The 24,491-nt window shown below is 58.7% G+C and carries 13 protein-coding genes and 1 pseudogene; 7 read left to right on the plus strand and 7 right to left on the minus strand.

Annotated features, from left to right (window positions below; all coding sequences use genetic code 11):
- Nucleotides 1-697 precede the first annotated feature (697 nt).
- Genes AU465_RS17790 through AU465_RS17800 form a run of 3 tightly spaced genes read right to left on the minus strand, consistent with a single transcriptional unit; the run spans nucleotide 698 to nucleotide 2,216 of the window.
- Entirely contained in the window at nucleotides 698-1,354 is a 657-nt protein-coding gene (locus AU465_RS17790; protein ID WP_246506212.1) for a nucleotidyl transferase AbiEii/AbiGii toxin family protein, read from the minus strand.
- Nucleotides 1,354-1,620 (minus strand): hypothetical protein, encoded by a 267-nt coding sequence (locus AU465_RS17795; RefSeq protein ID WP_192250410.1) that lies wholly within the window; start codon nucleotides 1,618-1,620, stop codon nucleotides 1,354-1,356. The genes AU465_RS17790 and AU465_RS17795 overlap by 1 nt, the downstream gene beginning before the upstream one ends.
- Nucleotides 1,617-2,216 carry a type IV toxin-antitoxin system AbiEi family antitoxin domain-containing protein gene (locus AU465_RS17800; RefSeq protein WP_192250413.1) on the minus strand — a complete coding sequence of 200 codons (600 nt, stop codon included), beginning with the start codon at nucleotides 2,214-2,216 and terminating at the stop codon, nucleotides 1,617-1,619. The genes AU465_RS17795 and AU465_RS17800 overlap by 4 nt, the downstream gene beginning before the upstream one ends.
- 105 nt (nucleotides 2,217-2,321) lie before the next feature.
- Here AU465_RS17800 and AU465_RS17805 point away from each other — a divergent pair, with 105 nt between their 5' ends.
- Both AU465_RS17805 and AU465_RS17810 read left to right on the plus strand, forming a co-directional pair.
- Nucleotides 2,322-6,386, plus strand: coding sequence for a helix-turn-helix domain-containing protein (locus AU465_RS17805; RefSeq protein ID WP_210325144.1), 4,065 nt, complete (start codon nucleotides 2,322-2,324; stop codon nucleotides 6,384-6,386).
- Between the two features lie 297 nt (nucleotides 6,387-6,683).
- The gene (locus AU465_RS17810) at nucleotides 6,684-7,850 is read left to right on the plus strand and encodes a GNAT family N-acetyltransferase (protein WP_192250419.1); all 1,167 of its coding nucleotides are present in this window, start codon (nucleotides 6,684-6,686) and stop codon (nucleotides 7,848-7,850) included.
- Nucleotides 7,851-7,886: 36 nt separating this feature from the next.
- On the opposite strand, the gene AU465_RS17815 is transcribed toward AU465_RS17810, so the two are convergent.
- A complete protein-coding gene (locus AU465_RS17815) occupies nucleotides 7,887-12,428 on the minus strand; it encodes an NACHT domain-containing protein (protein ID WP_192250422.1) in 4,542 nt (1,513 codons plus the stop codon).
- 181 nt (nucleotides 12,429-12,609) lie between these two features.
- Between AU465_RS17815 and AU465_RS17820 the strand changes: the two genes are divergently transcribed.
- Both AU465_RS17820 and AU465_RS17825 read left to right on the plus strand, forming a co-directional pair.
- The gene (locus tag AU465_RS17820) at nucleotides 12,610-13,254 is read left to right on the plus strand and encodes an Ntn hydrolase family protein (RefSeq protein ID WP_192250425.1); all 645 of its coding nucleotides are present in this window, start codon (nucleotides 12,610-12,612) and stop codon (nucleotides 13,252-13,254) included.
- A gap of 56 nt (nucleotides 13,255-13,310) precedes the next feature.
- Nucleotides 13,311-13,898, plus strand: coding sequence for a hypothetical protein (locus AU465_RS17825; protein ID WP_192250427.1), 588 nt, complete (start codon nucleotides 13,311-13,313; stop codon nucleotides 13,896-13,898).
- Nucleotides 13,899-13,923: 25 nt separating this feature from the next.
- Here AU465_RS17825 and AU465_RS17830 read toward each other — a convergent pair whose 3' ends face one another.
- Nucleotides 13,924-14,547, minus strand: a complete 624-nt coding sequence (locus AU465_RS17830) for a hypothetical protein (RefSeq protein ID WP_192250430.1) — start codon at nucleotides 14,545-14,547, stop codon at nucleotides 13,924-13,926.
- A 270-nt stretch (nucleotides 14,548-14,817) separates the two neighbouring features.
- Between AU465_RS17830 and AU465_RS17835 the strand changes: the two are divergent.
- Nucleotides 14,818-15,353, plus strand: a pseudogene (locus AU465_RS17835) (transposase); the annotation flags it as partial.
- Between the two features lie 1,684 nt (nucleotides 15,354-17,037).
- On the plus strand, nucleotides 17,038-19,176 hold the full coding sequence (locus tag AU465_RS17840; protein WP_192250433.1) for a hypothetical protein: 2,139 nt from the start codon (nucleotides 17,038-17,040) through the stop codon (nucleotides 19,174-19,176).
- Nucleotides 19,177-19,436: 260 nt separating this feature from the next.
- Here the strand turns inward: AU465_RS17840 and AU465_RS17845 are convergent, their stop codons facing one another.
- Nucleotides 19,437-20,324, minus strand: coding sequence for a bacteriophage abortive infection AbiH family protein (locus tag AU465_RS17845; RefSeq protein WP_192250436.1), 888 nt, complete (start codon nucleotides 20,322-20,324; stop codon nucleotides 19,437-19,439).
- 764 nt (nucleotides 20,325-21,088) lie between these two features.
- Between AU465_RS17845 and AU465_RS17850 the strand changes: the two genes are divergently transcribed.
- The gene (locus AU465_RS17850; RefSeq protein ID WP_192250450.1) at nucleotides 21,089-22,534 is read left to right on the plus strand and encodes a phospholipase effector Tle1 domain-containing protein; all 1,446 of its coding nucleotides are present in this window, start codon (nucleotides 21,089-21,091) and stop codon (nucleotides 22,532-22,534) included.
- 417 nt (nucleotides 22,535-22,951) lie between these two features.
- Here AU465_RS17850 and AU465_RS17855 read toward each other — a convergent pair whose 3' ends face one another.
- Nucleotides 22,952-24,262, minus strand: a complete 1,311-nt coding sequence (locus AU465_RS17855) for a tyrosine-type recombinase/integrase (protein ID WP_192250454.1) — start codon at nucleotides 24,260-24,262, stop codon at nucleotides 22,952-22,954.
- Nucleotides 24,263-24,491: the final 229 nt, after the last annotated feature.

Raw genomic sequence — 24,491 nt, forward strand, 5'->3', positions numbered from 1 at the left:
TCAGTCGATGTCGTGGCCGAGACGCGGCCGATTTTTTCAACGATATCCGCCAACAGTGATCGAAAAGCGGACAGACCGCTCCCGGCCCAAAACTGGTCGTCAAATAGTTCTACAATTAGCAATCGACTGGGGTTCTTGGAAGCTTTTCGAACTTTCTGCCTTGCGCCTCCAGCCGAATTGCGCGCGTATATGAAGGAATTTGGCGGGCCTGGATCCGCAGTGGTGCAAACTTGATCGAAGCGCTGTTCGGGCGGCGAGCGGAAGGCCGCTACAGCGCGAAACCCACTACTGAAGAAAGCGTTGTTCTACTATCGGAGGCAAGTTGTCAGTCAAAAAGTTCCAATTGGTGATAGAGGCTAACGCTGCCCTCCCAGAGCACGGTAGCGCTAGAGCGGTACGGCGACGAATACAGCGCGGCCACTCAATTCGTATGCTAACTCGACTCCGTTGCAAGTAGCCTTAAATCATGTCCCCGCAACCACTTCTGTTATAGTACGCTAACCGTCCCGGTCTAACCGGGGCGGTTTTTGCGTTCCGGGCAACGCTGCGCCAACGGACCCCGGCGGCTAGCGCGGTAGCCATAAGAGCATGGAACCGTGACATTGCCCGTACGATTCAGTCCTGATTGAAGTTTCGTTCTGGCCGATCGCTGCGTTGGGTACCGTCATCCAGGGATGGACCGTAGGCGTCGCGCCAGTCAACGCCACGCGCTGCCATCGGGATCCCAGCGCCCGCGCGCGCCTTCTGGGACGCTTAGGCTGACGATGATCGGTCCGAAGAAGCGTCGCAGCTCGCCTAGCAGCTGCGAGAAAGGGGGCGGCTCCATCACGGGCGGTGTGCGGCGCAGAAAGCCTTTCCAGAGGCCTGCCTCCGCGATCGCTGCGAAGGGCTCGGTCAGGCCGACGGGCATCTCCGTCGGGATGGCCGTCCCGCGGCGCTGCAGCGTTCCGCCGACTGCTTCCACAACATTGGTCATCTCGAGCGGGAATATGCGCGTGGCTACCCAGATGTCGTGGAAATCCTTGACGCGGCCGTTGGTCTGCCCGAAGCGGATCATTGCCTCGAACTTCTCGGCGATCACTGTCTCGGGCGGGTACATGAGGATGCTGGCTTCCGGCAGGCCCGCCAGGAGGGACGGAAAGATCTCCCGTTTCGGCGGCGGGTAGACGTGATCGCCGAAGCCGATGTCGACCTGCACGGTGATGATCGCACCAGCCAGGGTCGCTTTCAGGGTCAGCCGGGCGCCTTGATACTTGTTGTCTTCGCGGACCGCCTCGACCTTCAGTGTAGTTGGGTCGAATAGGATGCCGTCCTCTGGCAGCTCCATCTGACAAATGTGTTTGAACAACGCCATCAGGGCGCCGGGGGGGGGGTCGCCGTAGCCGAGCAGGTCGAGATCGCCGGTAGGCCGAAGGCGGCGTGCCTGGGCCAGGTGACGAACAGCATGGCGCCTTTCAGTACATAGCTCTCGGCCGCGTCGGTTTGGCTAAGGCGGAACAGTAGGCGTTCAATGGCGTAGCGCGTCAGGACCCGCTGGAAATCCTCGCCATCGATTTTGGCGTGGGCGAACAGCCGCGCGCGGGTCGACGCGGCTGGATCCTTGATGACTTTGTCCTTCATTGCATCGCCTTGATGAATGGCTCCATCCGGCTGGTCACCCGGTTCATGGCGGCAAACCTCATAAGTTCGCTCACGGTCGTCTTCCTCTGCTTCAGAGCGTCGCGCAGGGCCTCGATCGCCACGTCCTCGCCTACGTGTCGGCGATGCTTAAAACAGTCGGCGACGGTCTTGGCGACGCCGTAGATCGGCACCGGCACCCCTTCGATCGTCACTAGCTCGATAGCCGCCGTCAGGGCTTCCCCTGTTGCTCGGACGATTTCAATCTTAAGGTTCCTCGTGTTTGGGATCCGGTCCTTGTGGGGGATTGTCATCCAGACCGCATGTGGCAGCTGGGTCGTCAGCTCATGGTGACGGAGCGCACTGATAAGGCTGATGACGCCGTTCGGAACCAATCGCGCGGCCTCCGCCAAATTGTGCCCGATATGCTCCCCGACGTGGGAAGAATCCTGATAGAGTCCGCGGCCTAGACGAACCAGGTCTCCAGTGTCAGTCAGGCGTTTGAGATAGATCAGCGGGATACCGGCAGCCTTAAAGTCTCGCGCTCGAGCTATGCCTCGAGCACGGACCAGATCAAGGGCGCGTTCGCGATATCCCATATGACGACCAGCCGAAATGTTACCTATTGTCGGCATAAAATAATTATTGTGAACAAAAGGTAACAGTTGAGATTTTCTTTCTTACGTCATATATTTCATATGACCATGAGAAACTCCAGTCCCCCCACCGAACTTACGCCCAAACATGTTCGGGCCGCACGCGCCCTCCTGGCCTGGTCGCAGCACGATCTTGCGAAGGCGGCGCGCGTGGGTACATCGACCATCGCCGATTTCGAGCGCGGCTCGCGTACGCCGGTCGCCAACAACGCTCAGGCCATCCGCACCGCCCTGGAAAGCGCGGGCATCAGCTTCCTGTCCACGGGCGCGGTAATCGGTCCGGCGGTACCGTCCATCACCGGCGCCGAGGCGACAGGCACTCCAGTTCGCTGGGTCAGTGCGCAAGATCTTTCGGAATGGGCTGACCGCACAGACGGTCCGGTCAGCCTGCCTACGCTGCTCGCCAAACTGATCCAGGCTGCGCTCGACCCCAACATCGAACTGCGTTTCCCGTCTGACGAAGGCGTTCGTCACCCCGGATGGGACGGTGTTACCATCGCCGTCAACGGCAACGCTTATATCCCGAAAGGGCGCGCTGGCTGGGAACTCGGCGTCCAGCGGCGCAACATCCAGCAGAAGGCAACCGAGGACTACGAGAAGCGGACGGCCACACCGAGCCCCCTCGATCCCGCTACCTCCGCCTATATTTTCGTCACGCTGCGACATTGGCCGCAGAAGGACGCCTGGGCCAAGTCCCGTCAGGCAGTGGGTCCATGGCGGGAGGTCCGCGTCTACGACGCTGATGACCTGGTGCATTGGATCGAGCAGCATCCGGCAGTTGGCCTCTGGATCACGTCGCGTCTCAACAAGCGGCCGCCCGGGACGCGGGAACTCGATGAGCTATGGGAGGAGTGGTCGCTCGCTACCGAGTGGCGACTGACCGAGGACCTCGTGCTCGCCGACCGGAGCGAGGATTCGGCCGAGGTCCTGCGATGGCTGCGCGGTGAACCGTCCGTCCTTTCCCTCCAGGCGACTACGACCGAAGAGGTGGCAGCGTTCTTTCATGCTGCGCTGAGCGAACTTCCGGCCAATCTCGCGGCGGCCTATCGCGCCCGCACGCTGGTGGTGACGACGGGCGAGGCGGCCCGCTCCCTGAGCAATGCTAGGGGACCGCTGATCCTGATTCTCACCGAGCCTGATCCGGGTCTTGCCCGCTTCCTCGCCAAGCGGGGTCATTTCGTACTCCTGGCCTATGACGAGCGCCTGATCGGACGCGGCGAGGTCCGAGCCCTGGCTCGGCCGTCGCGAGAGGGCATCGCCACCGCCCTCCAGGCAGCGGGCATCGGCGAACCGCGCGCGCAGGCGCTGGCTCGGGACAGCGCACGAAATCTTGCCGTCCTGCGTCGGCTGATCCCCGGCGCTCCCGGGCGTCTGCCCTGGTGGGCGGAAGCGGCTCCGCCGAAGGCGCTGTTGGCGGCGCTGCTCGCCGGCGGCTGGGTCGAGACCTCGGAGGGCGACCGAGCGCGTCTGGCCGAACTTGCAGAGCAGCCTTACGACGCCGTTATCGCCGACCTTGCGACGTTTGTGGGCGCCTTCGACAGCCCGCTGCAAAAGGTCGGTGAAGCTTGGCGCATAGCCTCGCCGTCTGACGCCTGGATTCTGCTGGCCCACTACCTGACGCCCGCCGATCTCAACCGTTTCGAGAATGTCGCTCAATCGGTCCATGGCGCGCCCGATCCTCGGTTTGACATGGAGCCAGACGACCGCTGGATGGCCGACATCCATGGTGTTCAGCCGAGCTATTCAGGCCTCCTGCGACATGGCGTGGGCCAGGTTCTGATCCTGCTGGCACTCTGGGGAGGCAAGATCCGCACCGCCGCAGACGCGCCGAGACGCGCGGACGCAATCGTCGCGCGCCTGCTACGTGGCGCTGATGAGCGGCGCTGGTGGTCACTTTCCGGCGACTTTCGGCTGCTCGCCGAGGCTTCGCCCGATGCCTTCCTTACGGCCATCGAGGATAGTCTCGACCACAACCATCCGCCGATCGGCGCTCTGTTTGGGCACGATGACGGCGGCGTCTTCGGTACCGAGCACCTGTCCGACCTGATGTGGGCGCTGGAGTCCCTTGCATGGTCACCCGATTGGATGCCGCGCGTGACTCATGCCCTGGCACGTCTCGACGCGATAGACGTCAATCCGCGCAAATACATGAATGGGCCGATGAACAGTCTGAAGGAGGTTCACCTGCTCTGGAGCCCCCAGACCTATGCCACGCAAGAGCAGCGTATTCGCGCGCTCGACCTGATCCGCAAACGCGAACCGGCGACGGCGTGGAAACTGATGCTCGGAGTGCTGCCGAGCGGTCACGACATCTCAAGCCCGTCGCCCCAGCCGCGCTGGCGCGATTTCAGCGTCGACAAGCCGGAAGTGGTGACCTGGAATCTGATCGGCCAGGGTGCCGCAAGTATCCGCGAGCGGCTGATCGCCGACGTGGGCACCGATCCTCGGCAATGGTCGGCGTTGCTGGATCGGTTTGGCGACCTTGCGCCGGACCTGGGACACGCGCTTGCGACGTTGGAGGCGGCCGAACCAAAGGTCACAAACAGCAGCGATCGTGCCGTCTTCTGGGAAAAGCTTCGGCGCGTCCTGCACCACCATCGACAGTTTCCCGACGCACAGTGGTCATTGTCGGAGGAAGTGCTGCTACGACTGGAAGCGGTCTACGAGCGCTTTGCACCCAGCGACCCACTGGCTCTGGCGGCTTGGTTGTTCGAGAACTCTGTTGCTTTGCCCAAACCAGCGGGCGAAGGGTGGGAAGGCGAGCAGCGCGAGGTAGAGGTTGCGCGCCAGGTGGCCGCTGAAACTCTTTTCAAGAAGGGAGGTATTCCGGCAATCCTCGGCTTGGCTCGACTGGTAGAAACTGCTGGCCACATCGGCAAGGCGCTCTACGACAGCGGCATCACGGCCGCCGACCTGGATGCGCTGATCGAAGCGGCTGCTAGAAGCGACGACCCGCGCGAACGTGACGTCGCCCATGGCCTCATCATCTCGGCGTTCCGAGACCGCAACGAGACGTGGGCTGAGGCGCTGATCGCCCGGGTGCGAGCGGACGCTTGGGGCCAGGATGCTCTGATGACGGTCCTGCGCGCCCTGCCGAGCGGCCGATGGACCTGGGACCAGGTCGCGTCGATCGGAGGCGAGACGCTGGCGACCTACTGGCGCCGCGTACCGGTCTTTTGGATAGACGGAGACAGCGAAGCCATCGTCTACGCGATCCGCCAGTTGATCGACGTGGGTCGGGCCAGTCACGCTCTGATGCTCGTCGGCCGTCGCGACAAGTCGGTTCGTCTTCCGTCCGCCCTGCTGCTTGAGGTGCTGGAGCGGTCGGCGCGCCAACCCGCTGACAACCAGGCGGACGGCAACGAGGCTACCATGTTCCAGCACTATGTCGCCGAGACGCTGACGGAGTTGGACGCTCGTGATGACGTCGATCGCGATGCTCTTGCGATGGTGGAATGGAATTACCTGCGCGTCCTTGAGTACTCGCGCCGTCCCGCGAAGGTGCTGCTGTCAGTTCTTTCGGAACAGCCGAAGCTGTTCATCGAAATGCTAAGCGCCGTTTTCAAGCCCAGCGCCGAAAGCGGGATCGAGGAGCCGGAGCCGTCCAATCCTGAACAGGCGCACGCGGTTGCCCGCCAGGCCTACCGGCTATTCGAACTCTGGAACCACATCCCTGGTCGGCGCGAAGGCAACAGCATCGACGGTGAGACTCTGGAAGCCTGGATCAAGGAGGCGCGCGCGCTGGCCAAGTTGGTCGGCCGGCTCGACATCGCCGATAGCAAGATCGGCCAGATGCTCTCCTCTTCACCCCAAGGCGCGGATGGGAACTGGCCCGCGGAGCCCGTCCGCCATGCTCTCGACCTTTTCCGGAGCAAATCCATGCTGGAGGGGTTTCGCGTTGGTAAGGCAAACCGGCGTGGCGTGACAACTCGCATGCCAGGCGATGGCGGTATTCTGGAGCGGAACGAGGCGACGAAATACCGTGACTGGGCGAATGCCATCGCCTTCGAGCATCCTTACACAGCCAAGGCGCTGAACGAGCTCGCTGACAGTTATGATTGGCAGGCCAAGCGTGAGGATGAAGATGCAGAGCGGCACGACTGGTCCTATTGAATCCGCCAAAACGACGAAGATGGTCGATGCACAGGATCACATGACTGACCGTAGAATATCGTAGAGACGCCGACGCTGGTTATAGAAATGCGAAACAGCAGTCGCGTCGGCGCGATGACCAGCGGGTCAGCATGAGCTTGGACCCTCACACCGCCCGCTGGTTAGGAACCCTTGTGGAAGGGGTTTCGACAACCCCTAGAGCACAATGGTTGTCGCGTTCTCCACCTGCGGTGCAAAGGCGTTGAAAAAAGCAGTTCCCTCCGTGATAAGCTTTCGATTCGAAAAATTGGGGGGAACATGTGTGCAGAAGTCACGGCGCCGCAACTAGAGGCAATTCTTAAATCGCTGAAGGCACCGGAAGATCGCCGCAAGAAACGCGGAGCAAAGGAGCTGTTCGCTAGAATTGTAGAATCCGGGTGGGCGTCGATCGCGGATATTGAAGACATATTTTATCTAACCGACACCCGGTTGGACGATGCGCGCCATGAAATGAGTAGCAATCAATGGTGCGAACTCTTCGAGCTGCCGATCACCAGTGTTTATCATCGTCCGAAGACAAGGCAGGCGATGGTTTCGGGTTCGAAAAGTATCCGCGCTGCCGATGTCGCCAGCCTGCTGATCCAATTGGAGCAGCTTGGTTTCGCCGTCGATCCCGCGCCCATTGTTGAGTCTCTGCTCCCTTCCGTGAGAACTACGGAGCTTCTGACCGATTCCGAGCTGTCGATATCATGGTTCGAGAAGACGCGGCATAAATGCGCGCCGCGAACCATAAGCGTCGAACGCCCCTGGCCGAAAATCAGGACGACAACGAAACTGACGACCGCTACCGGCTACAAAATCGAAGCGTGGCTCGCCGCCGACGACAGACCGATTTGGCTACAAGTCTCCGCTCCCAAACATAGGCGAAAGCGGCCGACCCAGCGGATAACTTGTGAGATTTGCGGCTACGATTGGACACGAGGCGAACCAGATTCCAGCGCTGCCCATCGCCGCGAGCACAAGAAGCGATTGGCGTATCTGGATCCAAAACCGGTGCCGCAGTTTGTCGCCGAAAGGGCTGCAAACACCGAAGCCGAGTTGGTCGACCAGAATTCGCCTAGATGGAAACACCGGGAAATGTACCGGCGCGCGTTGGCTTTCAAACGAGAGTTCAGCTACGACTTCGTTCAATGGCTTAGCCCAAAAGAAGATGATGACCCGGGGGTGCAAGGTGTCCTCTTTTCCAACCCGGATGACGTCATCGTGGGAGCCTGTGCATTTCGGATCAGAGAGCACGAAGGAAAGAGTTGGCGTGGTCTTCAGTGGATATGGATTGCCCCCAAATTCAGACGGTCAGGCATCTTGACGGCACGATGGGCAGAATTGCGGCGTCGCTTCGGTGACTTTCATGTCGAGGGGCCGGTATCGGAAGCTATGCAGGCGTTTCTCAGAAAGATGGGTGACGAGAAACTCATGCGGTGGTGAACCGCATCCGATATTCAAGGTTGATAGCGCTGGTCCCTACTTTTCTCGCTGCCTGCGTTGTCTCAGCACATCCAGAGCATGGTGGGCAAAAATATCGGGAAGCTCACTCGTGAGAACATGTCCCAGCCACAGCGGATCGTCACGCTTTGTCAACAGATCGGGATCGCCACCCTTTAGAATAGCAGCGAACAACTGCCAGCGCCGGGGGGCGTCGGCACGGCGAAACTCACCTAAAAGATTTTCCACAGTGGCAAGCGTCTTGTGCCGTTCCAAGGCTTCGATAGCGGAAAGCCGAACCTCTCGTACCGGCTCAGAGGCAGCGATGCCGTCTAATTTATCAATCACCATCTGATTTGGAATCCAGCCAGCGAGGCTGATTGCGATTTGACGCTGAAGGCGCGATCCGGCCATGGCTTCGACAACCAAATCAGCTACGCTAGATCGATCAAGGTTGCGCATCGCGCGACCGGCAGTCACGTTAAGCGACGGCCGATTGTTCGCCAGCGCAGTCCGTAGGAGCACATGTCCAGCATTGTCGGGCGCTATCGTTACCAGCAACTGACACAATTCCCGCTCGATTGCTGGATGATGTTCAAGAGCCACTTCGATGGCTTCCACTGCACGAGAGAGGTCCAGTTTCACGAGGCCCTGAATGGCACGCAGCGGCTCCGTTGTTACAAAGGAGCGGGACGAAAAAGCCTTGTCGTAAATCTGTTCGCGAATTTCGAGATTGCCGGTCTCCGCGACGATGTCATAAGGCGTATCCAGGCCGAAACGTCGGTTGGCGAGAGAGTCTCTCGCCGCCTCGATTGCCAACGGCCGAGTGTCCACGTTCTCGTAAAGGACTCGGATTACCTGAGATACCAATTGGCTGTCCGCCCCGCTTCGATCACGGCGCCATCGATCAAGCCATCCAGCGCCAACAGTTCCCAGGTTGGCTAGCGCGCTCACTCCAAATCGGGTGTTCACCGATGATTGAGCCACGCGGTAGGCAAGGGAGGCGAACTCATTTGACCTGTCGCCGAGCTCTTCGAGTGCAATACAGGCAAGCCCCGCCGCCTTGCCTTCCGCATCTTCCGTCCGTTGCAGCAATGCCCTCAGCAACGGTACAAGGCTTTCGTCGTGACTAAGCCACGCGATGGTCAAGGCACGCAGGAGATCATGCTGATCCGGTTTTGCGCGTTCAAGAATGTCGCGGGTCTGTGCGATGACATGGCGGGCCAGCGGCCCGCAATGGCGTCTCAGCCTGGCAAGGGAGACGGGCACCTCCGATACGCCTGCCTGCCACAAGGCAGATACCAGTTGCTCGTCGGCACCAACAGCGGCAAGCGCAACGGTCGCTTGATAAAACTCTCGGTACGAATCTGATTCCAGCTTGTTGTTTCCATCCCGTCCCAACGGTCGAAAGGCAATTGCTGTCAGCAAGCTGATTGTCTCGGTATCCGGCCGCACAAACGCCCAGTTCAGTCCCCCGTGGCGGACCCAGAAGTGCTTCGATGCAAGTTCCCGATTGATCAGCTTGGTGAAGCCGTTCCCGCCCATCAATAGAAGACAATGCCGGGCATTCTCGCGAATATGATCATGATAGTTACTGTTGGTGGACAGGCGGCTACACGCTGCAGCCGTGATTGTCGCCTCCAAGGCTCCGCCGGCTTCAGTCTCAAGCAGCACGAGCAGATCGGGCCTGGTAATGCGTCCAAGGAAATCGAGTGAATGAAACAGCCAATCGGATTCCTTGGGCGAACTGAAATCACCTTGCGCACGCGGATCACCTTCGATGCCGCGCAGGACACATTGCAGCATTGGACGGTCCAGATCGTTCGGTCTTTCCCAGAAAAGGTTCTCAATGACCTCGTGGCTCTTGGGCTCGCTCTCGGCAATCGTCAGAATGCGACTGCGTGTCTGGTCGCCATGTTTATGCAACAAGATCGGAAGCCACTGACCGCGAGTCGGATAACGTTCGTCTGAACTGACGTCTCCCAGACGTTCGATAGTCTTTGCAGGTTCCAGCATTGCAAGAGTTGCCAGCGCTGCGCCGTTCGCTCCATCTTCGCGTCGGGTCAGGCCTGCACTAACGAACTCCAGCCTTTTCCGGTCAGCAAAACGTCCGATGGCATTGAGCAGGCTTCTGGGCTTGTTCGTGGGAACAGCGCGCATGACACGATCGGCCGTATCGCGCCAGATTGTCTCGGCGTCGGAGTGCTCCATTCCACACAACAAGTAGACGAGGTCCGATACATGTTGCTGATCGATTTCGGAAGTTAGCAGTTGGCCTTTCAGCCACGCCGGGTTGCACTCAATTCCAGACCGTAGAGCTGCCATGGTAGCTCGGTAGTCGTGAACCGTCCGGTTGTTCATGTTGACGTGCATGTGATCGGCACGCTCGCTGTGGATATCCCAAAGCCGGTCAAGGGCAGAAACATCCGGTGCAACCGTCAAGGCGGCAATGGCAACGTGCTGCCTTGGCAGTGATGAGGACTGGAGAAGGTCCAACAGATTCTTTGCGCGATCAAATCCCTCCTGCGCGGCCAGTTGCGAGAAGGATTTGCCGATCAGTGTAATCCGATAGTCGTCATCTGCGGCCGCAACGACAGTAAGCCGCTTTAAGAGCACCCCGGTGGCCTGACTCCCAAGTGTCGGTAGCAAATGAACGTACAGCTCTTCACCATAGCTCCCATATTCGCGGCTCTCTTCGAGGAACACCACGAGGTCGGCAGCATAATCGGTCAGCGTTTCATCTCTGGTCAGGAACCAGAGAACATCCATGAGCACGTACCCGAGTCTTCGAAATATCCTCTCTTCCGGTTGATCGCTCGATCTGATCAGAATGGAGCCAAGCTGCCGCGCTGAAAAATCGCCCTTCCTTGATTTTACGAAGAGTTCCCGTGCGACGGCCCAATTCATCAAACGATCATGAGCGAACGCAATTTCCCCGTTTTCTCCGCAGCGCAGCCAGCCTGCCACTTCCAGACGGGCCAGCAGTTCGTCGCTTGTCAGGCCGATCTGTGATCGCAGTTGGAACGGCAAGGGATATGGTCTTCCCTCACGTACGTATGTCGCCAGTGCCAAGATGGCGCCCGTATCTGAGATATGCCCGCCCTTCTCCTCGATACGTTGCCAGAAACCATCAAAAATCTCGTATTCGCTTCGGGGAGCTTTCCGGGCGGATTTGTAAGGGAGTTTGACGTAGAGTCCGGCCAGAATCGGGCTGCGCAGCAACCGTTTGAGGTCTGGCGGCAAATCAATCCATCGCTGACCGTGCTTCTGCAACAGAGCATCGAGCTCATCGACCGAGAATTCGCTAACCGGTTCGATATGAACTTCTTTATCATCCGCGTGTGCCAGTGCACGCGCTACAGAGGCGGGAACAGTCATGACAAGTCGCATGCCCCATGCCCGCCAATCCTGGCTGATCAGAGTGCGTGCCAGATCTAGCGTCTGCACATCGTCGACGGCTACGGTGACAAAAGGTTCTGTTCTTTCGGGCTCGATCTCGTGGAAAAATTGACTGATTGCCTGGAGAGATTTCTCGGAAGTTTCGCCAAGCCCCGTTTGCCATATGTCGCGCGAGGCTTGCATCAAGATGGCTTCAGCAGTGGCTGTATTGGATACGAAGACCGCAGGCTGGAACCGCTCGGCGCAGCCTTCCAGAGTTCGGCAAAGTCGCCAGGATTTGCCGTTGCCGCTCTCACCGGCGAGAAGCGATACGAGCTTGTCGACGGGCCAGCTCGAATCGCCCCGAATGTCAGCTTCGCGCCGATAGTCATGCCGACGGGACGTTCTGTGCCGACTGAGATCAGCCAACGTTCGGGAAAGTGCCGAATATCGGCGCAAGCGATCCGGGTTTACTCCAGCGGTTCGCAGCAGGTCGTCCAGCGCCGCTCGATCTAATCTCACCTCACCGCTGGCAAGACGCTCGACCAACTGGCCCACCAGCTGCTGGCGAACCCTGACCTCGTCACCCAGGTTTCCCACATAGGGGCGCAATCGCTGCTGTATGGCATTGGCCTGGTCTTCGGCTGCCGAGCCGAAAACCATTGAGAAATGCGCAAGCAGGTGACAGAGCGTCTCTGGCTCCACAATTCTCGCGCCGTGTGAAATGTCATTCAGTCGGGAACATAGACGGTCGAAATAATCGCGGTTGGTGCCGGTGAAGAGGCCACCAAAATTTCGCGAGACCGTTTCGTCAAGCGCCTCCGGTCGCTGGACCGTCCGGATATCAGCAAGAAATGTTCCCAGTGCCTCCAGACGGCCAGGTCGCCCGTCCGTAACGAAGCGATATTGCGCACCCGAAGGCTTTGTCGCCGGAATCGCGTTGTATAGCCCCGACAGCACTGTCTCGATGTCTGTCACCGACCACGTTCCATCAAGGCGGGTCTTGTACTGCTCTACCAAGAACAGATCGGGCCCTTCCGCTCGCGCATCGCCACCTGGGATCGGCTCGAGCACGAGGCAGGCGTCGATAACATTCTCGCCACCAAGAGTTTGAATGAGCGTCGATTCGGAAACCCACGAAAGATGGTGGAGAATTTGATACAGAAAGCCGTTAATGGCTGCTGGACCGCCTGTCTGCGTCATTGTTTTCCCAGAATCAAAGCCCATGAATTCTATACGTCAGGGGCAACGAAAAGAAGAAAAACTGCAATCAGCGGTGTTAGCGGCAGCCTAGCGGATTTGCCCCTTAGCGAAGTATATTTTTCATAGTCACTCGGCAGCCCTGCCAATAATCACATAATTTGAGACCGGATCAGCGAATCCAATGACCGTCATTCTCGCTTGCACTTTTCCCGGCGGCGCCGCCATCGCAGCCGACACCTTGCTGCACAATCCGGACACGATGCGGCCGGTGATGAACTCATCGAAGATTCTTACCATCGGCACGCGTGTCGCCATCGCCCAGGCGGGCTCGTTCACAGGAACGGAGTCCGTCTGGGAAAAGCTGGAACGACTGCCATCCGAAAGTGCCACGCCCAAGAGCGTTGCCGACGCAATCATGGAGTATGCGCACCCGATGTATTTACAAAAAAGCGCAACCGGAGCCACAACGCTACGCTACCTTGTGGCCGGACTGGAGGCAGATGGCACACCTGCTATCCGGTGGCTTGGGTTTGATACCGGGGACTTTACCGGCGTAACCGGAGAGTGCCAGGTCGTGGCTTTGGGAACGCAGCCGAACGTTCAAGAAATCGCCATGCTATCTTTGCGAGGCAGCCTCAAATCCTTTTCCAACTCCGTTCGGCTGGATGAATGGTGCAGACGCGTGGTGGCGGCGGAGGTGGCAGCCTCACCGCAGGCTGTCGGCTTTCCCGCAATCCTGGTCGTCCTCAAGCAAAGCGGCGGATTTGGGAAACAGATCAACCCGGACGACGTGCCAGAGCCCGCCTACGAAGTTTTCTGGCCATAGGTGCCGCAAGTCTCGCCCGCTACTTGCATAAGCGCATCTGCGTAAAGGATTCTATCTTGCCGTACGAATACTCAGCTCAAAACCATGACTGGGACCTGACGCTCCACGCAGCGGGCGAGTTGATCAAGATAGGGCTGGTAATGGACAAGCGCCCAAAGACGGGCAACCTCTCGATGGGGTTCTCCTTCTTTACAGGAGGAATGGTCCTGTCCTTCGCCGCCATCGAGAGCTTCTCAGCATCCGTGGCGTTCCTCATGCGGTCAGATGAACGCTTCGGCGGCTTTGACTACGAGCAGTACCGGCAAGGGAGGCGGTTTTGGGACAAAATGCAATTGCTGATGTCTGCCGCCGGCATCGAGATCGATAAGCGCCATGGCATGTTCCGCGATATCGGGCAGATGCAGCAATGGCGCAATCTGGTGACGCACTCTTCTCCCTATGAGATCGAGCCAACCGAGATCCAGGATACCGTTAAAGCCCCGCTGAAGCTGCACCAAAAGACCCGGCATCTCGACTACGCGAGAATGGCCGATCCCAAGAATGCGACGAGGTTCTACAATACCGCCGCCGGCTACATCGAAACGGTCAAGGGGCGGACCGGTCTCGAACCTTATGCATTAGCTTCTTACAAAGCTCTCGAATAGCTATTTCGCAGTACCTCCCGAAACGTCAGGCGGTGATGTGGTTCATTTTCGTTCTGAATTTTTTGCGCAAGTCCACGTTGGCAGGGGCTCTCAGATCATTGAGATAGCTGTCAAACGCCCGTGTCAGCTCCCGGTGCATCAGACTGCGGTTGATCTCAATCCGTCCGTCATTGTGAAAAACAAACAACTTGCCGCTTTTCCTAACCACAATGCGGTCGGTCGAACCTGTATGATGAAGCGCGCAGCGACCTTGTTCATAGACATTCAACGCCAGATCGGCCGCGTTCTTGCCCGCCGGCACGCAGGCTGTGAATGCAGGCCACCCCGTTAGGAACGCCGTGAAAAGCGCCTTGCTTTGACCGTTGTGCTTGGCACGACCGCTGCGAAAACCTTCGATGGTCTCGATAAGCAGGAAATCGATAGCGAGCACCGCGAATCCGTTGGTTCCGCGGCCCTTGTTCGCCTCTGAGTCGATGAGAAACTGCGCCGGCTCGATGAATCGGCTGCGGATGCGCGCATCCAGTATCACGAGTGCCTTCTTCCAATCGTCGGTGCCAGCGTTCGCGTCATTGAGTTTGAGGCCATTCCATTCGCTTACCCGATGACCGGGCGCGATCTCGAAATTCCCCGGCAGTGTTGGTGTTCCCATTGTTTGCCCGTTCTGTTGATCTTAGGCACAGGTCACCGGGGGCCGATTCTACACGGTTCTTTGCTCCGACCGAAGCCAGCATTTGCCCGGCTAATTTCAGTGCCGTTGAGGGATCGTAGTTTATACCGCCCCGGCTGACGCCGGTCGGGCTCTATGGCTATCGCCACCGAACCCGCATGACGGTTCGGCCCATGCGGGTGACGATCCCTGGAAGGAAAAGGCGGCGGCGGTCTGCTGCCGAACGGTTACTTCTGATGCGCGCGAGGCGCGCTGTCGGCGCGTGCAGCGCTGTGGAGGCAGTACTGCCGGCTCCACGACCTCGTCGTCCAAATAGTGGCACGCAGCGAACTGTGCCGAGCTTCATGACAATCCCCGGCGTCGGCCCGGTCACAGCACTTTCGTTCATGACGGCGATCGACGATCCGTCGCGCTTCCGCCGCTCACGAGACGTCGCGGCCTACTTCGGACTGACCTCGCGGCGCTGGCAGTCGGGCACCTCGATCGACGTTCAGGGCCGCGTATCGAAGACCGGCGATGCTGATGTGCGACGCTCGCTTTACGAGGCGGCTGCGGGGCTGATGACGCGCTTCAAGGGATCCGACAAGGTCAAGAGCTGGGGCCAGGCGATCGCCAAAGGCTCCTGCCATCGCAAGGTCTGTGTCGTCGTGGTGCGCAAGCTGGCGGTGGTCATGCACGCTATGTGGAGCGGCGGAACGTTCTATGCCGGCGATTCTGCGGCGAACCGAAGCGATGCTGCCCAGCGCGTGCATCGCAACGATCGCAGGATGCTGGGGGCGCATCGATGAACGGTGCAACGGAAGTTGAAACGCATGGCGCCGGCACGCTGACGGGCGCCGCCTAACACAAGAGATCCGTCCCGGCGGATGAGGACCGATGCAGACCAGGAACCACGGAACGCACGTTATCCTGCCTCCGGCCACGCCGATCGACAGACGGCCGAACCGCGCTCGATTGCCTGTGACGATGCTCCGTCAGACCGATGGAAAAGTGCGCCACGACGGTTCGAGTGCTGCTTTCGTGCAGCCGAAACAGCCCGTTGCAGAGCGCGGAAGATTGCACGGCGCATCGGAACTCAACGGTCAAAAGCGGAATCGTAGCGCAGAGAATAGACTAGTATATTATCGTATCCGGGAGGAGGAACGACGATGGAGACAAAATCTCGCAAAACACAACCGATTAAGATGGCAGGATAAAAGGGAGCACATTGCGCTACGGTTGGTCTTTGTTTTTCAATGAATTAGATAGTGGTTTCGCAATGCGTGGATGTTTACTGCACATTGCCAGAATCCCGAATTGTCAGCTGTTTCCATGGCTTAGTGCAATGTGCGAGGGCTCGGCCAGCGCTTGAGGAGTGCGGCGCCGGGAAGAGGGCGTGGTCCGAGACCACCCGCTGAGATAGCCTCTCGTCGACCGATAACGAACTGGTGGATAGTCAACGTCAGCACCTCGTCGACCTGCCTTGCGGTGACTCGCGATGGGCGGTCGGCACGGCTGCCGCAGCGATCTTTCGCCGCTGCCCCGAGTGCCGACGTCGCCAGCGTCGGCCGTAGGATGCCGGCCGAGCGCAGGCTTGTCGGCTGGTGCCATTTTCCGCACTGCGGATGCATAGGCTTTGGAGAGCGCGCCGGTAGCGACACGTCCGCCATCAAATCGACGCGTCTACCGGAGCGCTCGTCTGGCCCGGCATCCGCCGGCGTTGCGCACCGCCCAACCGCGCCGGCTGCCGCCGCCAGGGGTCGCTCCAAGCTGACACGAATGCGCATAGGGTCGTGTTACGGTCTGATGGTTTTACGTCAGTGGCCTGATCGCCATCAAAGCAAATGGGAGAGTTCGCCACGTCTAGGATCAACCGCCGCGGCTTGCTCCTCCGCTCTGGCAGCGCAGTCGTCGCCTCGACAATTGCGGCAACGGCGCTCGGTGCTGAGCCGCCAGGTCGAGATCGAGGACCGTCCAATAGTCTGCGAGCGCTGATTGAGGCGCACAAGATAGCTTATGCTGCGTTCGGTGACGCCCTGCATGACATGGGCGATGGCAGCAGCGAGTCCGACAGAGCCAGCCGGGAGGAGGAGAGGGCGCTGCACGCCATCTGCGGCTACCCTGCGGTGGGGGAAGCGGACCGCCTAGTCAAGGCTCGGTATCTCTTACAGATCGAGGCGCGTGGTGAGCTCGACCTGGCAGAGCATATGCAGGCCGTTCTCCGATCTACATGTGGAGGGGATGAGAGAACCGAGGCGCGGTCGGTCAGCTGCTGAATGTCTGGTATGCGCTTTCATACCGGTCATTCGAAGTGCCATTGGAAGCCACCGAATGCGGACGTAGGATTTGGCCATCATCTTATTGTTACAATGGACAGTGTGGACAGTATGCCCGTCCACGAGGCTGCGGCGGGGCTTCCATCTGGCGTCGCTTGACTCTCAAATGGGCAGGCGGCTAGTGGCCAGTTTGGGTTAGGGTTGGATCGAAACGAAAATGACGCTCGACATCAGGGGGAGCATTAAAAACACAAGGCTCAGCTTGAACCAGTATGTCGTTTTTGAAGAACTTATCGCGAATGCCATCGACGCTTATCTGATCCGCCGAGCGGATGACACCTCCGTACCGGGCATGAATGTCACGATCGAAGTCGAGTTCTCGCCCGCCGACATGCTCGAAGACCGCGAAGTCATGAGTGTGTCCTGCAGCGACAATGGATGCGGTCTCGGCGACGAACAACTCAAGGCCTTTCTCACCAAGGATACGTCCTACAAGGACGACCTTTCTATTTCGGGTATCGGCAAGTGCAAAGGTGCCGGACGCATCCAGTTCTTCCATCATTTCGCGGAGATGACGATCGCCAGTACTTACCGTGACGGCGACAAATTCCTGAAGCGCGAGTTGCGTTATGCCGAGCCGCAGAAGCAAATCGAGGCCGATGATTTCAGCATCGTTCCCGGCATCGAAGCTGATATTGGAACCGTCATCAAGCTGGAGCAGTTCAAGGAATTGGTTCGCCCCCGGATATCTCACGGTGACGCCCTCAGTAACCTCTTCTCGGCGTCTGTGCTCAAAAAGCAAATGCTCGTAGCCTTCTTGCAACGGCTCGTCGGACTTGGAGAGCGGCTGGGCGCCTTCGAGATTCGGTTCACCACGCGGCATTGGAAGGACAAGGAGGCGCAGAACGACGTGCTGCGCCTCGCCGATCTACCGGCCGTAACCGCCGAGCGTGCGATTGACGTCGAGGAGCGTGATCCGAGAACAGGCGACCGTCTCGGCAGCTGGCAAAGATTCAACCTCTCACACTATCAGCTCGACGCCGAGCAATATGACCTTCCGCGCAACGCCATCGCCTTCTGCGCCAAATCAACGCCTGTAAAGGACATTACGGGACACTACCTTCGTACGCGCACCGAGCAGAACAACCCAGTCGCTGGCTTCCACCATATCGTGCTTATCGAATCCGATTATCTCGATGCCCGCGTCAACGAACAGCGCGATGATTTCGACAACATCCCGGACGAGATTCCGAGCGGCGACATGTTTTCCTCCGAGAGACTGTCCTACGCCGACATACATGAGGCGCTGGACCCAGTTATCGACGGGATGGTCACCCCTGCCGACTGGAATAAAGACAAGGTTCTCAAGGAGGCGACCTACCAGTTCGGCATCAGTGAAGCGATGCTCCAGGATACCAAGACCCGTATTGTCTATGGCGAATCCGCTCAGTCGGTCGCCGAACGCGTTTTGACCAAATATCAGAAGGCCGTCATCGACGAGACCGCCGCTATCTTCAACCTCAAGGAGGAGATCATCCTCGCGGAGCCAGACTCCGACGAGTTCCGGCAGAAAATCCATGAACTTTCATGGAGATATACCTCGTCGCTCAAGAATTTCGACATGGCCAACCTATCGCAGCTCATTGTGCGTCGCGCGGCGATCGTCGATATTCTCGATCTCGCGTGCGGCCAGCGGCTCGCCATGCAGGCGCCCGCCGACGGAGTTCGGCGCAGGGATGAGCAGATCATCCACAGCATCTTCTTCCCGATGCGCAAGGACAGCACCGAGACGACTGATCATGACATCTGGCTGCTGAGCGAAGAGTATCAATATTATGACTACATCGCCTCGGACATGCCGCTCGCAAACATCAAATGGAACGATGATACGAACGTATTCGAAAGCGATATCGACGAAGCGCTCCGGGCGGTTCTTGCCAAGCGGACTACGGACAACGGCGGCAAGCGCCCCGATATCGCAGTCTTCAGCAAGGAGGGATCCGCGATCATCGTCGAGTTCAAAGCGCCCGGTGTCTCAACCGATGAGCATATTGGCGATCTTTCGGAATATGCGCAGCTACTTGCCGCGAAATCCGGCGGCAAACTTAGGAAGTTCTATGGCTACCTTATCGGCGACAGCGTCAATACGCTGCGTCTGAGCGGAAACTGGACGCCGTTCCCGACGGGTAATGGCTGGTTCCAATCAAGCGAACTGAAGGATCCCGAGACTCGGCAGTCGCTCGGTGAAACCTATTTCGAGATCCTGCATTTCAGCGATGTCATCGATCGCGCCAAAAAGCGCATAGGCGTTTACCAGGACAAGCTCAAACTGGATTTTCGTCGAAACAACAGGTGAACTGCGACCGCGCTCGAAGGTCCGCCAAGCGCGTGGGAGTTACGTGAGAAGACCGTCAGCTCGCGGCCCAAGGCCGCCGAACCGCAGTGCGCCGCATTTTTGCCGTTCAGGTCTGCAGCGCCGTCTACTGAAATCCGACGTAGTTCCTGAAGACATCGCGAGACTTAAGGATCACATCGGGCGTTTCAGCCGATCGCGTCCGTACTTCGTAAGCTGACCTTATCGCAGTGGTCGAACTCGGCGTTGACGCGGCTTGGACCCTATAAGGTCGACAATGGTGCAAAACGTACTAGTTCTGCATTCACGCCATAGCCGGAAAAGCGATTTCGCTCCGTCTCTGGCGTCTTGTAGCAGCTTATCGTCCACCGTGCCGTCACAGGCACTTTGTTCGCAATCTCGGCGACATAAAGCGCGTCAACATCGGCGAGTGAGTGGCCCAAGATAAAGACGTCGCTTACGTCCACAAGACCATCGAAGAAAGCCTGGTTTTGGGCAAGGATTTTTTCAGTTGGTTTAAAGGTGCCGGCGAAATAGTCGTCAATGAGGCGGTAGCCTCCAGCAATGCGGGTGTCGGTGTCTTCATCCACCTGTCTTACCAGCATTTCGTCCGCCTGCCTTTCCCATCCATGCCCGAGCACAATCAAGGAATCGGGATCAACCGCGCTGCCGTGAATATGCAGAACTTGGCCGGGGTCGACGCCGTAGAGCGACTGCAAGGTGGGCGTGTAATTAAAGTTTAGGAACTTAGCGCGCCGTTCGATGCAATTGACCAACGGGACCGTACCTGGCAACGGAATTGGCAGACCTCTTATCCAATCTGCGAAGTGCTTGCGCATTGTTCGAGAAAGGCCATCCACGATCTGCTCGATCTCATATTCGAAGTTGTGATGGTCGGCATCGCTCCAGTCCTCAGCACCGTAGGAGACGAGAAAGTTCTCCGCGTAGTCGATGACGTGGTCCGAGTCGAAGGTTGCCAAGCGCTCTTCGAAACAATTCCAGAAATCCTTATCAACGAACAGATAGTCGCGGATCAGCTCAGAAACCTTCCGGTCGATGCCCTCAACGTAGCGCCCGAAGTCGCGGTAACGGGAAGGTATCCCGTGATGCAAATCAAAGCCGTTGCCTATGACGAAGAGCCGATCAGCCACGGTGTCCCCCTAAGCCAATGTTGCTGCGCTTGGGCGGGAGCGCAGCACTCGATAATCGTCCAGCCGCGAGCCGCAAGTGTCTCGACCTCCCCCTCGCCGCATGCATCCTTGGCATCGCCAGACACAGCAAGTGGGTCGGGCGGGTCAGTGCGACATAATGGAGCTTGAGGCGCCAGAGCATGCGGGGGTCTTTGAAGACCTGCCTGCCCCTGCGGTTTTTTCGAAGATCCGCCCGATTTCGTGCCTAGCAACCACGGCTTGAGCTCGCTCAGGTGGTGGTGGTGGGGAGCACGAAGGCCTGATCACCTGCGCCAAACAAGGGAAAGTTGTCGATCCGAATCTCTGCGATGTACGTGGCATCCCACGCCCCGAGCGTAACAGTTAGAGCGAGAGCGATAAACCAGCTTCTGCACAAGCTGTCTTCACCGGAGCGATATCTACCATGGCGGAGCGAAGGTCCGTTATTTGGGTGAGGTCACCTGAAAGCCGTCGTTCCGCTGGCGGCCAAAGAAGCGATCCCTCAGCAGAGCCAAAAGGGGCGCTCGGAGTTCAGATCTCGGCCCCTCTGTGATGAGAACTAAATCCAGCGTTTCGCCTTGGGACAGACGAGAATTTGGCACTTGAGCGGATAACGTTTGCTCAATTCCGCGCGCGATCCTAAAGAAGAGAACACAGATATTCTTAGTCGACTTATTGCATGGGCGTAAAATTACGCGAAGGTCAACGAAATGCGATTCGACCGGCATTGGAAGGAGGACGTGGACTTGGCGAAGCTGATTCTGATCTTCTCCGACGGGACCGGGCAGGTCGGAGGACTTCGTCCCGACCAGCGCCTGTCGAACGTCTACAAGATGTACCGCGCGATGCGGCCCGGCCCTGATTCGCAGATCAGGCCGCACGAGCAAGTCGCCTTTTACGACCCCGGTTTAGGCGCCGGCGAGACAGACGGTATCAGCTTCCGCCGAGTCAGGAACATACTTTCTGCCGCAGTCGGTACGGGCATAGATCAAAACGTCATAGACTGCTACGCGGCGATCATCGCCAACTACCAACCGGGCGACAAAATCTGCCTCTTCGGCTTCAGCCGAGGGGCCTACACCGTCCGCTCTCTGGCGAATGTCTTAAACCTCTGCGGAGTGCCGACCAAAGGATCGGACGGCGGCTTTGTGCCGCGTTACGGGTCGAGACTGCGCAAGATCGCCTCGGACGCCGTCCGGTATGTCTATAACCACGGAGCAGGATCCAAACGGGACCTCTACGAGGACGAGCGCGAGGAGAAGGCAAGGCGCTTCCGCGCGACATACGGCGCAGAGGGCGTCGGCGCGGATGGTGAGCCGCAGGGTAACGTGCAGCCCGTATTTGTCGGAGTCTTCGACACGGTCGCGGCCCTCGGCAGCCGACAAGCAACGCTCCTAGCAGCCGGCGGCTTCGTTCTGCTTCTTCTGCTGACCTGGTGGGTTTCGACGGTCGCACCGTGGTGGATCACAACGCTGATCGCGGTAGTTCCGCTCGCCGTCGCCTATTGGACGGTCGTGGTGATGGCCGGGCAGGTGAAATACTTCTTCAAGGACCCCGACCGGAAACCACGCCTCTGGAATCCACTCGACTGGTTCGCCATCGCGCGGCACGGGCATGTCGCATGGTGGTCAGGTAAGAATTACGACCGCTATGTTGACCGCGAGGTCCGCTTTCTGCGCCATGCGCTCGCGATCGACGAGGCACGTCTGAAGTTTCCGCGCGTGACCTGGGGCAGGAGTGTGGATGTCGAATGGAACAACGAGCGCGGCAACCACGATTGGATGAAGCAGGTGTGGTTCGCGGGCAATCACTCGGATATCGGCGGTAGCTATCCCGAGGAGGAATCGCGGCTTTCCGACATCGCGCTGCAATGGATGGTTGACGAGCTGAAGGCGGCGATCCCGGAGGTTCGGATACGACCGGAAGTGCTCGTCACCTCGCCGGAACCGCTAGGACTCCAGCATGACGAGCGCGAGGGCGTCCTGAACGGCCAGCCAGCACTGCTTCGTTTCCTTACCCGTAACAGCCTAACTTGGACAGCGCATGTGAGGGATATCGACGGCGGTGTGGCGCTGCATCCTTCTGTGATCGCTCGCTTCGAGGCGGACGCCGTTCCGCAGATGGGCGAAGCGAAAGCCTATCGACCCCCGAACCTGCATAAGCATTCCGTAGTCGGCCGATTCTACAGCTAGGTGGGCTTGCGAAGCACCCGAGCTGGTGTCTGCATTGTTCATGGCTCTGCCCCGCTGGTAGCAGGGCGGGTGCCGGCCAGGCACGCTCGCTGTCTGCGAGACGGCTGCGGTTGGGAGCAGGTCGTCAGCGAAACGGCAGCTTGCCTGTAGTTGTGACCCAATAGCGGACTGACAATTTACGGCAAATCAGCCGCGCTCATACCCTGGACAAAATGCATTCATTGACCCTCATTGTTATAAAACAGAGACACTGCTCGCATGGAAACTAGTCCTCGTCTTGGTCATTAGGTTCGCCAGACCTACGAGAGAATACGAAGGAAATGGGGAGGCGAACCATCCGGTAACATATTGATTTTATGTAGAAAACGATCCTCCTGACCTGCTATTTAGTCGTATAGTTTCGGCATTTTTTGAACCTCAGTATGATCTTCGGAGGTTGGAGATTCCTCTCGGCGTTTGGTGAACCGTCGATGTTGGGTTCAAAGTGGACCCTCGCGATGGCGTACGGACGGCGGAGTTGCCGCAGCCCCCGATTGAGATCACCCGCGCGTTTTTTCTCTCGAGTTCATCCAGATAGTCGGCCCACCATTGCATCATCTTGACGCGCTCATCCCAGTGCTCTGCCCGGGCGTAGGCGCGACGAACGTCGTTGTTCTCAATGTGGGCCAGTTGCCGCTCTATGGCGTCCGGGTGCCACTTTCCGCATTCGTTTAGCAGAGTTGATGCCGTTGCTCGAAAGCCGTGCGCGGTAGCTTCTTCCTTGCCGTAACCCATACGGCGCAGCGCGGCGTTTAGCGTGTTGTCGGAAATCGGACGCGAACCTGATCGAACACTAGGAAACAGCAGCGACCCACCACCAGAAATTTCTCTAAGTGAGGTCAGGAGGCAAACAGCCTGCCTTGAAAGGGGTACGCGGTGCGGCCGTCGCATTTTCATGCGCGCTTCAGGGATGATCCACACCGAGCTTTCGAAATCGAGCTCGCCCCATTCGGCTGCGCGCAGCTCGCCGGGGCGGGGAAACAGCAGCGCCATCAGCTTCAGGGCCGCTCGGGTTGTAGGCTGTCCGTCAAATGCACCGATCGCCCTCAGCAAGCCTCCCAAGGCATTAGGATCGGTAATCGCGGCGCGCGGCGTGACCGTCGGACTGATGAGTGCGCCTCTCAAGGCGAACGTCGGATCTGTCTCAGCGCGTGCGGTCGCGATTGCGTATCGAAACACGCTCCCGATGGTGGAGCGAAGTCGCCTGGCCGACTCATATCGACCGCGAACCTCCACGCGACGGAGGGCGGTAAGGATTGAGGCCGGATCGATCTCCCGAATGCACTTGTCGCCGATTGACGGATAGGCAAAGTCGAGCAGCCATTTGACCTTGCTGATCGTCCGGTCCGCTCGTCCTTCCTTCTTCAGCTTGTCAAGATATTCGTCTGCGATTGAGCGAAAGGTGTCCTTTGCCGAACCGGTCTTTCGCAAGCTGCGTTCCTGTGCGGGGTCGATGCCAGACAGCAGTTGACGTTTAGCGTCATCGCGGGCTTGGCGTGCCTCGGCTAGGGAAATGAGAGGATAGCTGCCTAGCGCCAGAAGCTTCTGCTTGCCTTCAAATCGATAGGCGAGGCGCCACAGGCGGGACCCGGTGGGCTGCACCCAAAGCTGGAGCCCACCACCGTCAGATAGTTTAACGAGCTTGGAGGCGGGTCTGGCATTTCGGCATTTTACGTCGGATAGGGCCATTGATGGGACCTCACTTTGGCTTTTTGATACCAACAGGATGCCCAATACCAACGGAAATACCATCCCGGCGGCCCGTTGGACCAAGTGCGCCCAGATCTCCATGAAACGCGCCTAGCCACGCCATTCTCTACAAAAAGATCAGCGATTTCAGGGATTTGCAGAAACAGAAGCGTAGAAGCTTCGGCGAAAGGGAGTGCGGGGAGAAGAGGGGCTGGTGCCCAGAGGCGGA

The organism is Mesorhizobium silamurunense, assembly GCF_014843905.1.
Taxonomy (GTDB): domain Bacteria; phylum Pseudomonadota; class Alphaproteobacteria; order Rhizobiales; family Rhizobiaceae; genus Mesorhizobium; species Mesorhizobium silamurunense.

What these genes read in the sequence shown, in the direction of transcription:
- AU465_RS17790 (WP_246506212.1), bottom strand. Translation starts at nt 1,354, where the DNA reads ATGGCGTTGTTCAAACACATTTGTCAGATGGAGCTGCCAGAGGACGGC.
- AU465_RS17795 (WP_192250410.1), bottom strand. Translation starts at nt 1,620, where the DNA reads ATGAAGGACAAAGTCATCAAGGATCCAGCCGCGTCGACCCGCGCGCGG.
- AU465_RS17800 (WP_192250413.1), bottom strand. Translation starts at nt 2,216, where the DNA reads ATGGGATATCGCGAACGCGCCCTTGATCTGGTCCGTGCTCGAGGCATA.
- AU465_RS17805 (WP_210325144.1), top strand. Translation starts at nt 2,322, where the DNA reads ATGAGAAACTCCAGTCCCCCCACCGAACTTACGCCCAAACATGTTCGG.
- AU465_RS17810 (WP_192250419.1), top strand. Translation starts at nt 6,684, where the DNA reads ATGTGTGCAGAAGTCACGGCGCCGCAACTAGAGGCAATTCTTAAATCG.
- AU465_RS17815 (WP_192250422.1), bottom strand. Translation starts at nt 12,428, where the DNA reads ATGACGCAGACAGGCGGTCCAGCAGCCATTAACGGCTTTCTGTATCAA.
- AU465_RS17820 (WP_192250425.1), top strand. Translation starts at nt 12,610, where the DNA reads ATGACCGTCATTCTCGCTTGCACTTTTCCCGGCGGCGCCGCCATCGCA.
- AU465_RS17830 (WP_192250430.1), bottom strand. Translation starts at nt 14,547, where the DNA reads ATGGGAACACCAACACTGCCGGGGAATTTCGAGATCGCGCCCGGTCAT.
- AU465_RS17840 (WP_192250433.1), top strand. Translation starts at nt 17,038, where the DNA reads ATGACGCTCGACATCAGGGGGAGCATTAAAAACACAAGGCTCAGCTTG.
- AU465_RS17855 (WP_192250454.1), bottom strand. Translation starts at nt 24,262, where the DNA reads ATGGCCCTATCCGACGTAAAATGCCGAAATGCCAGACCCGCCTCCAAG.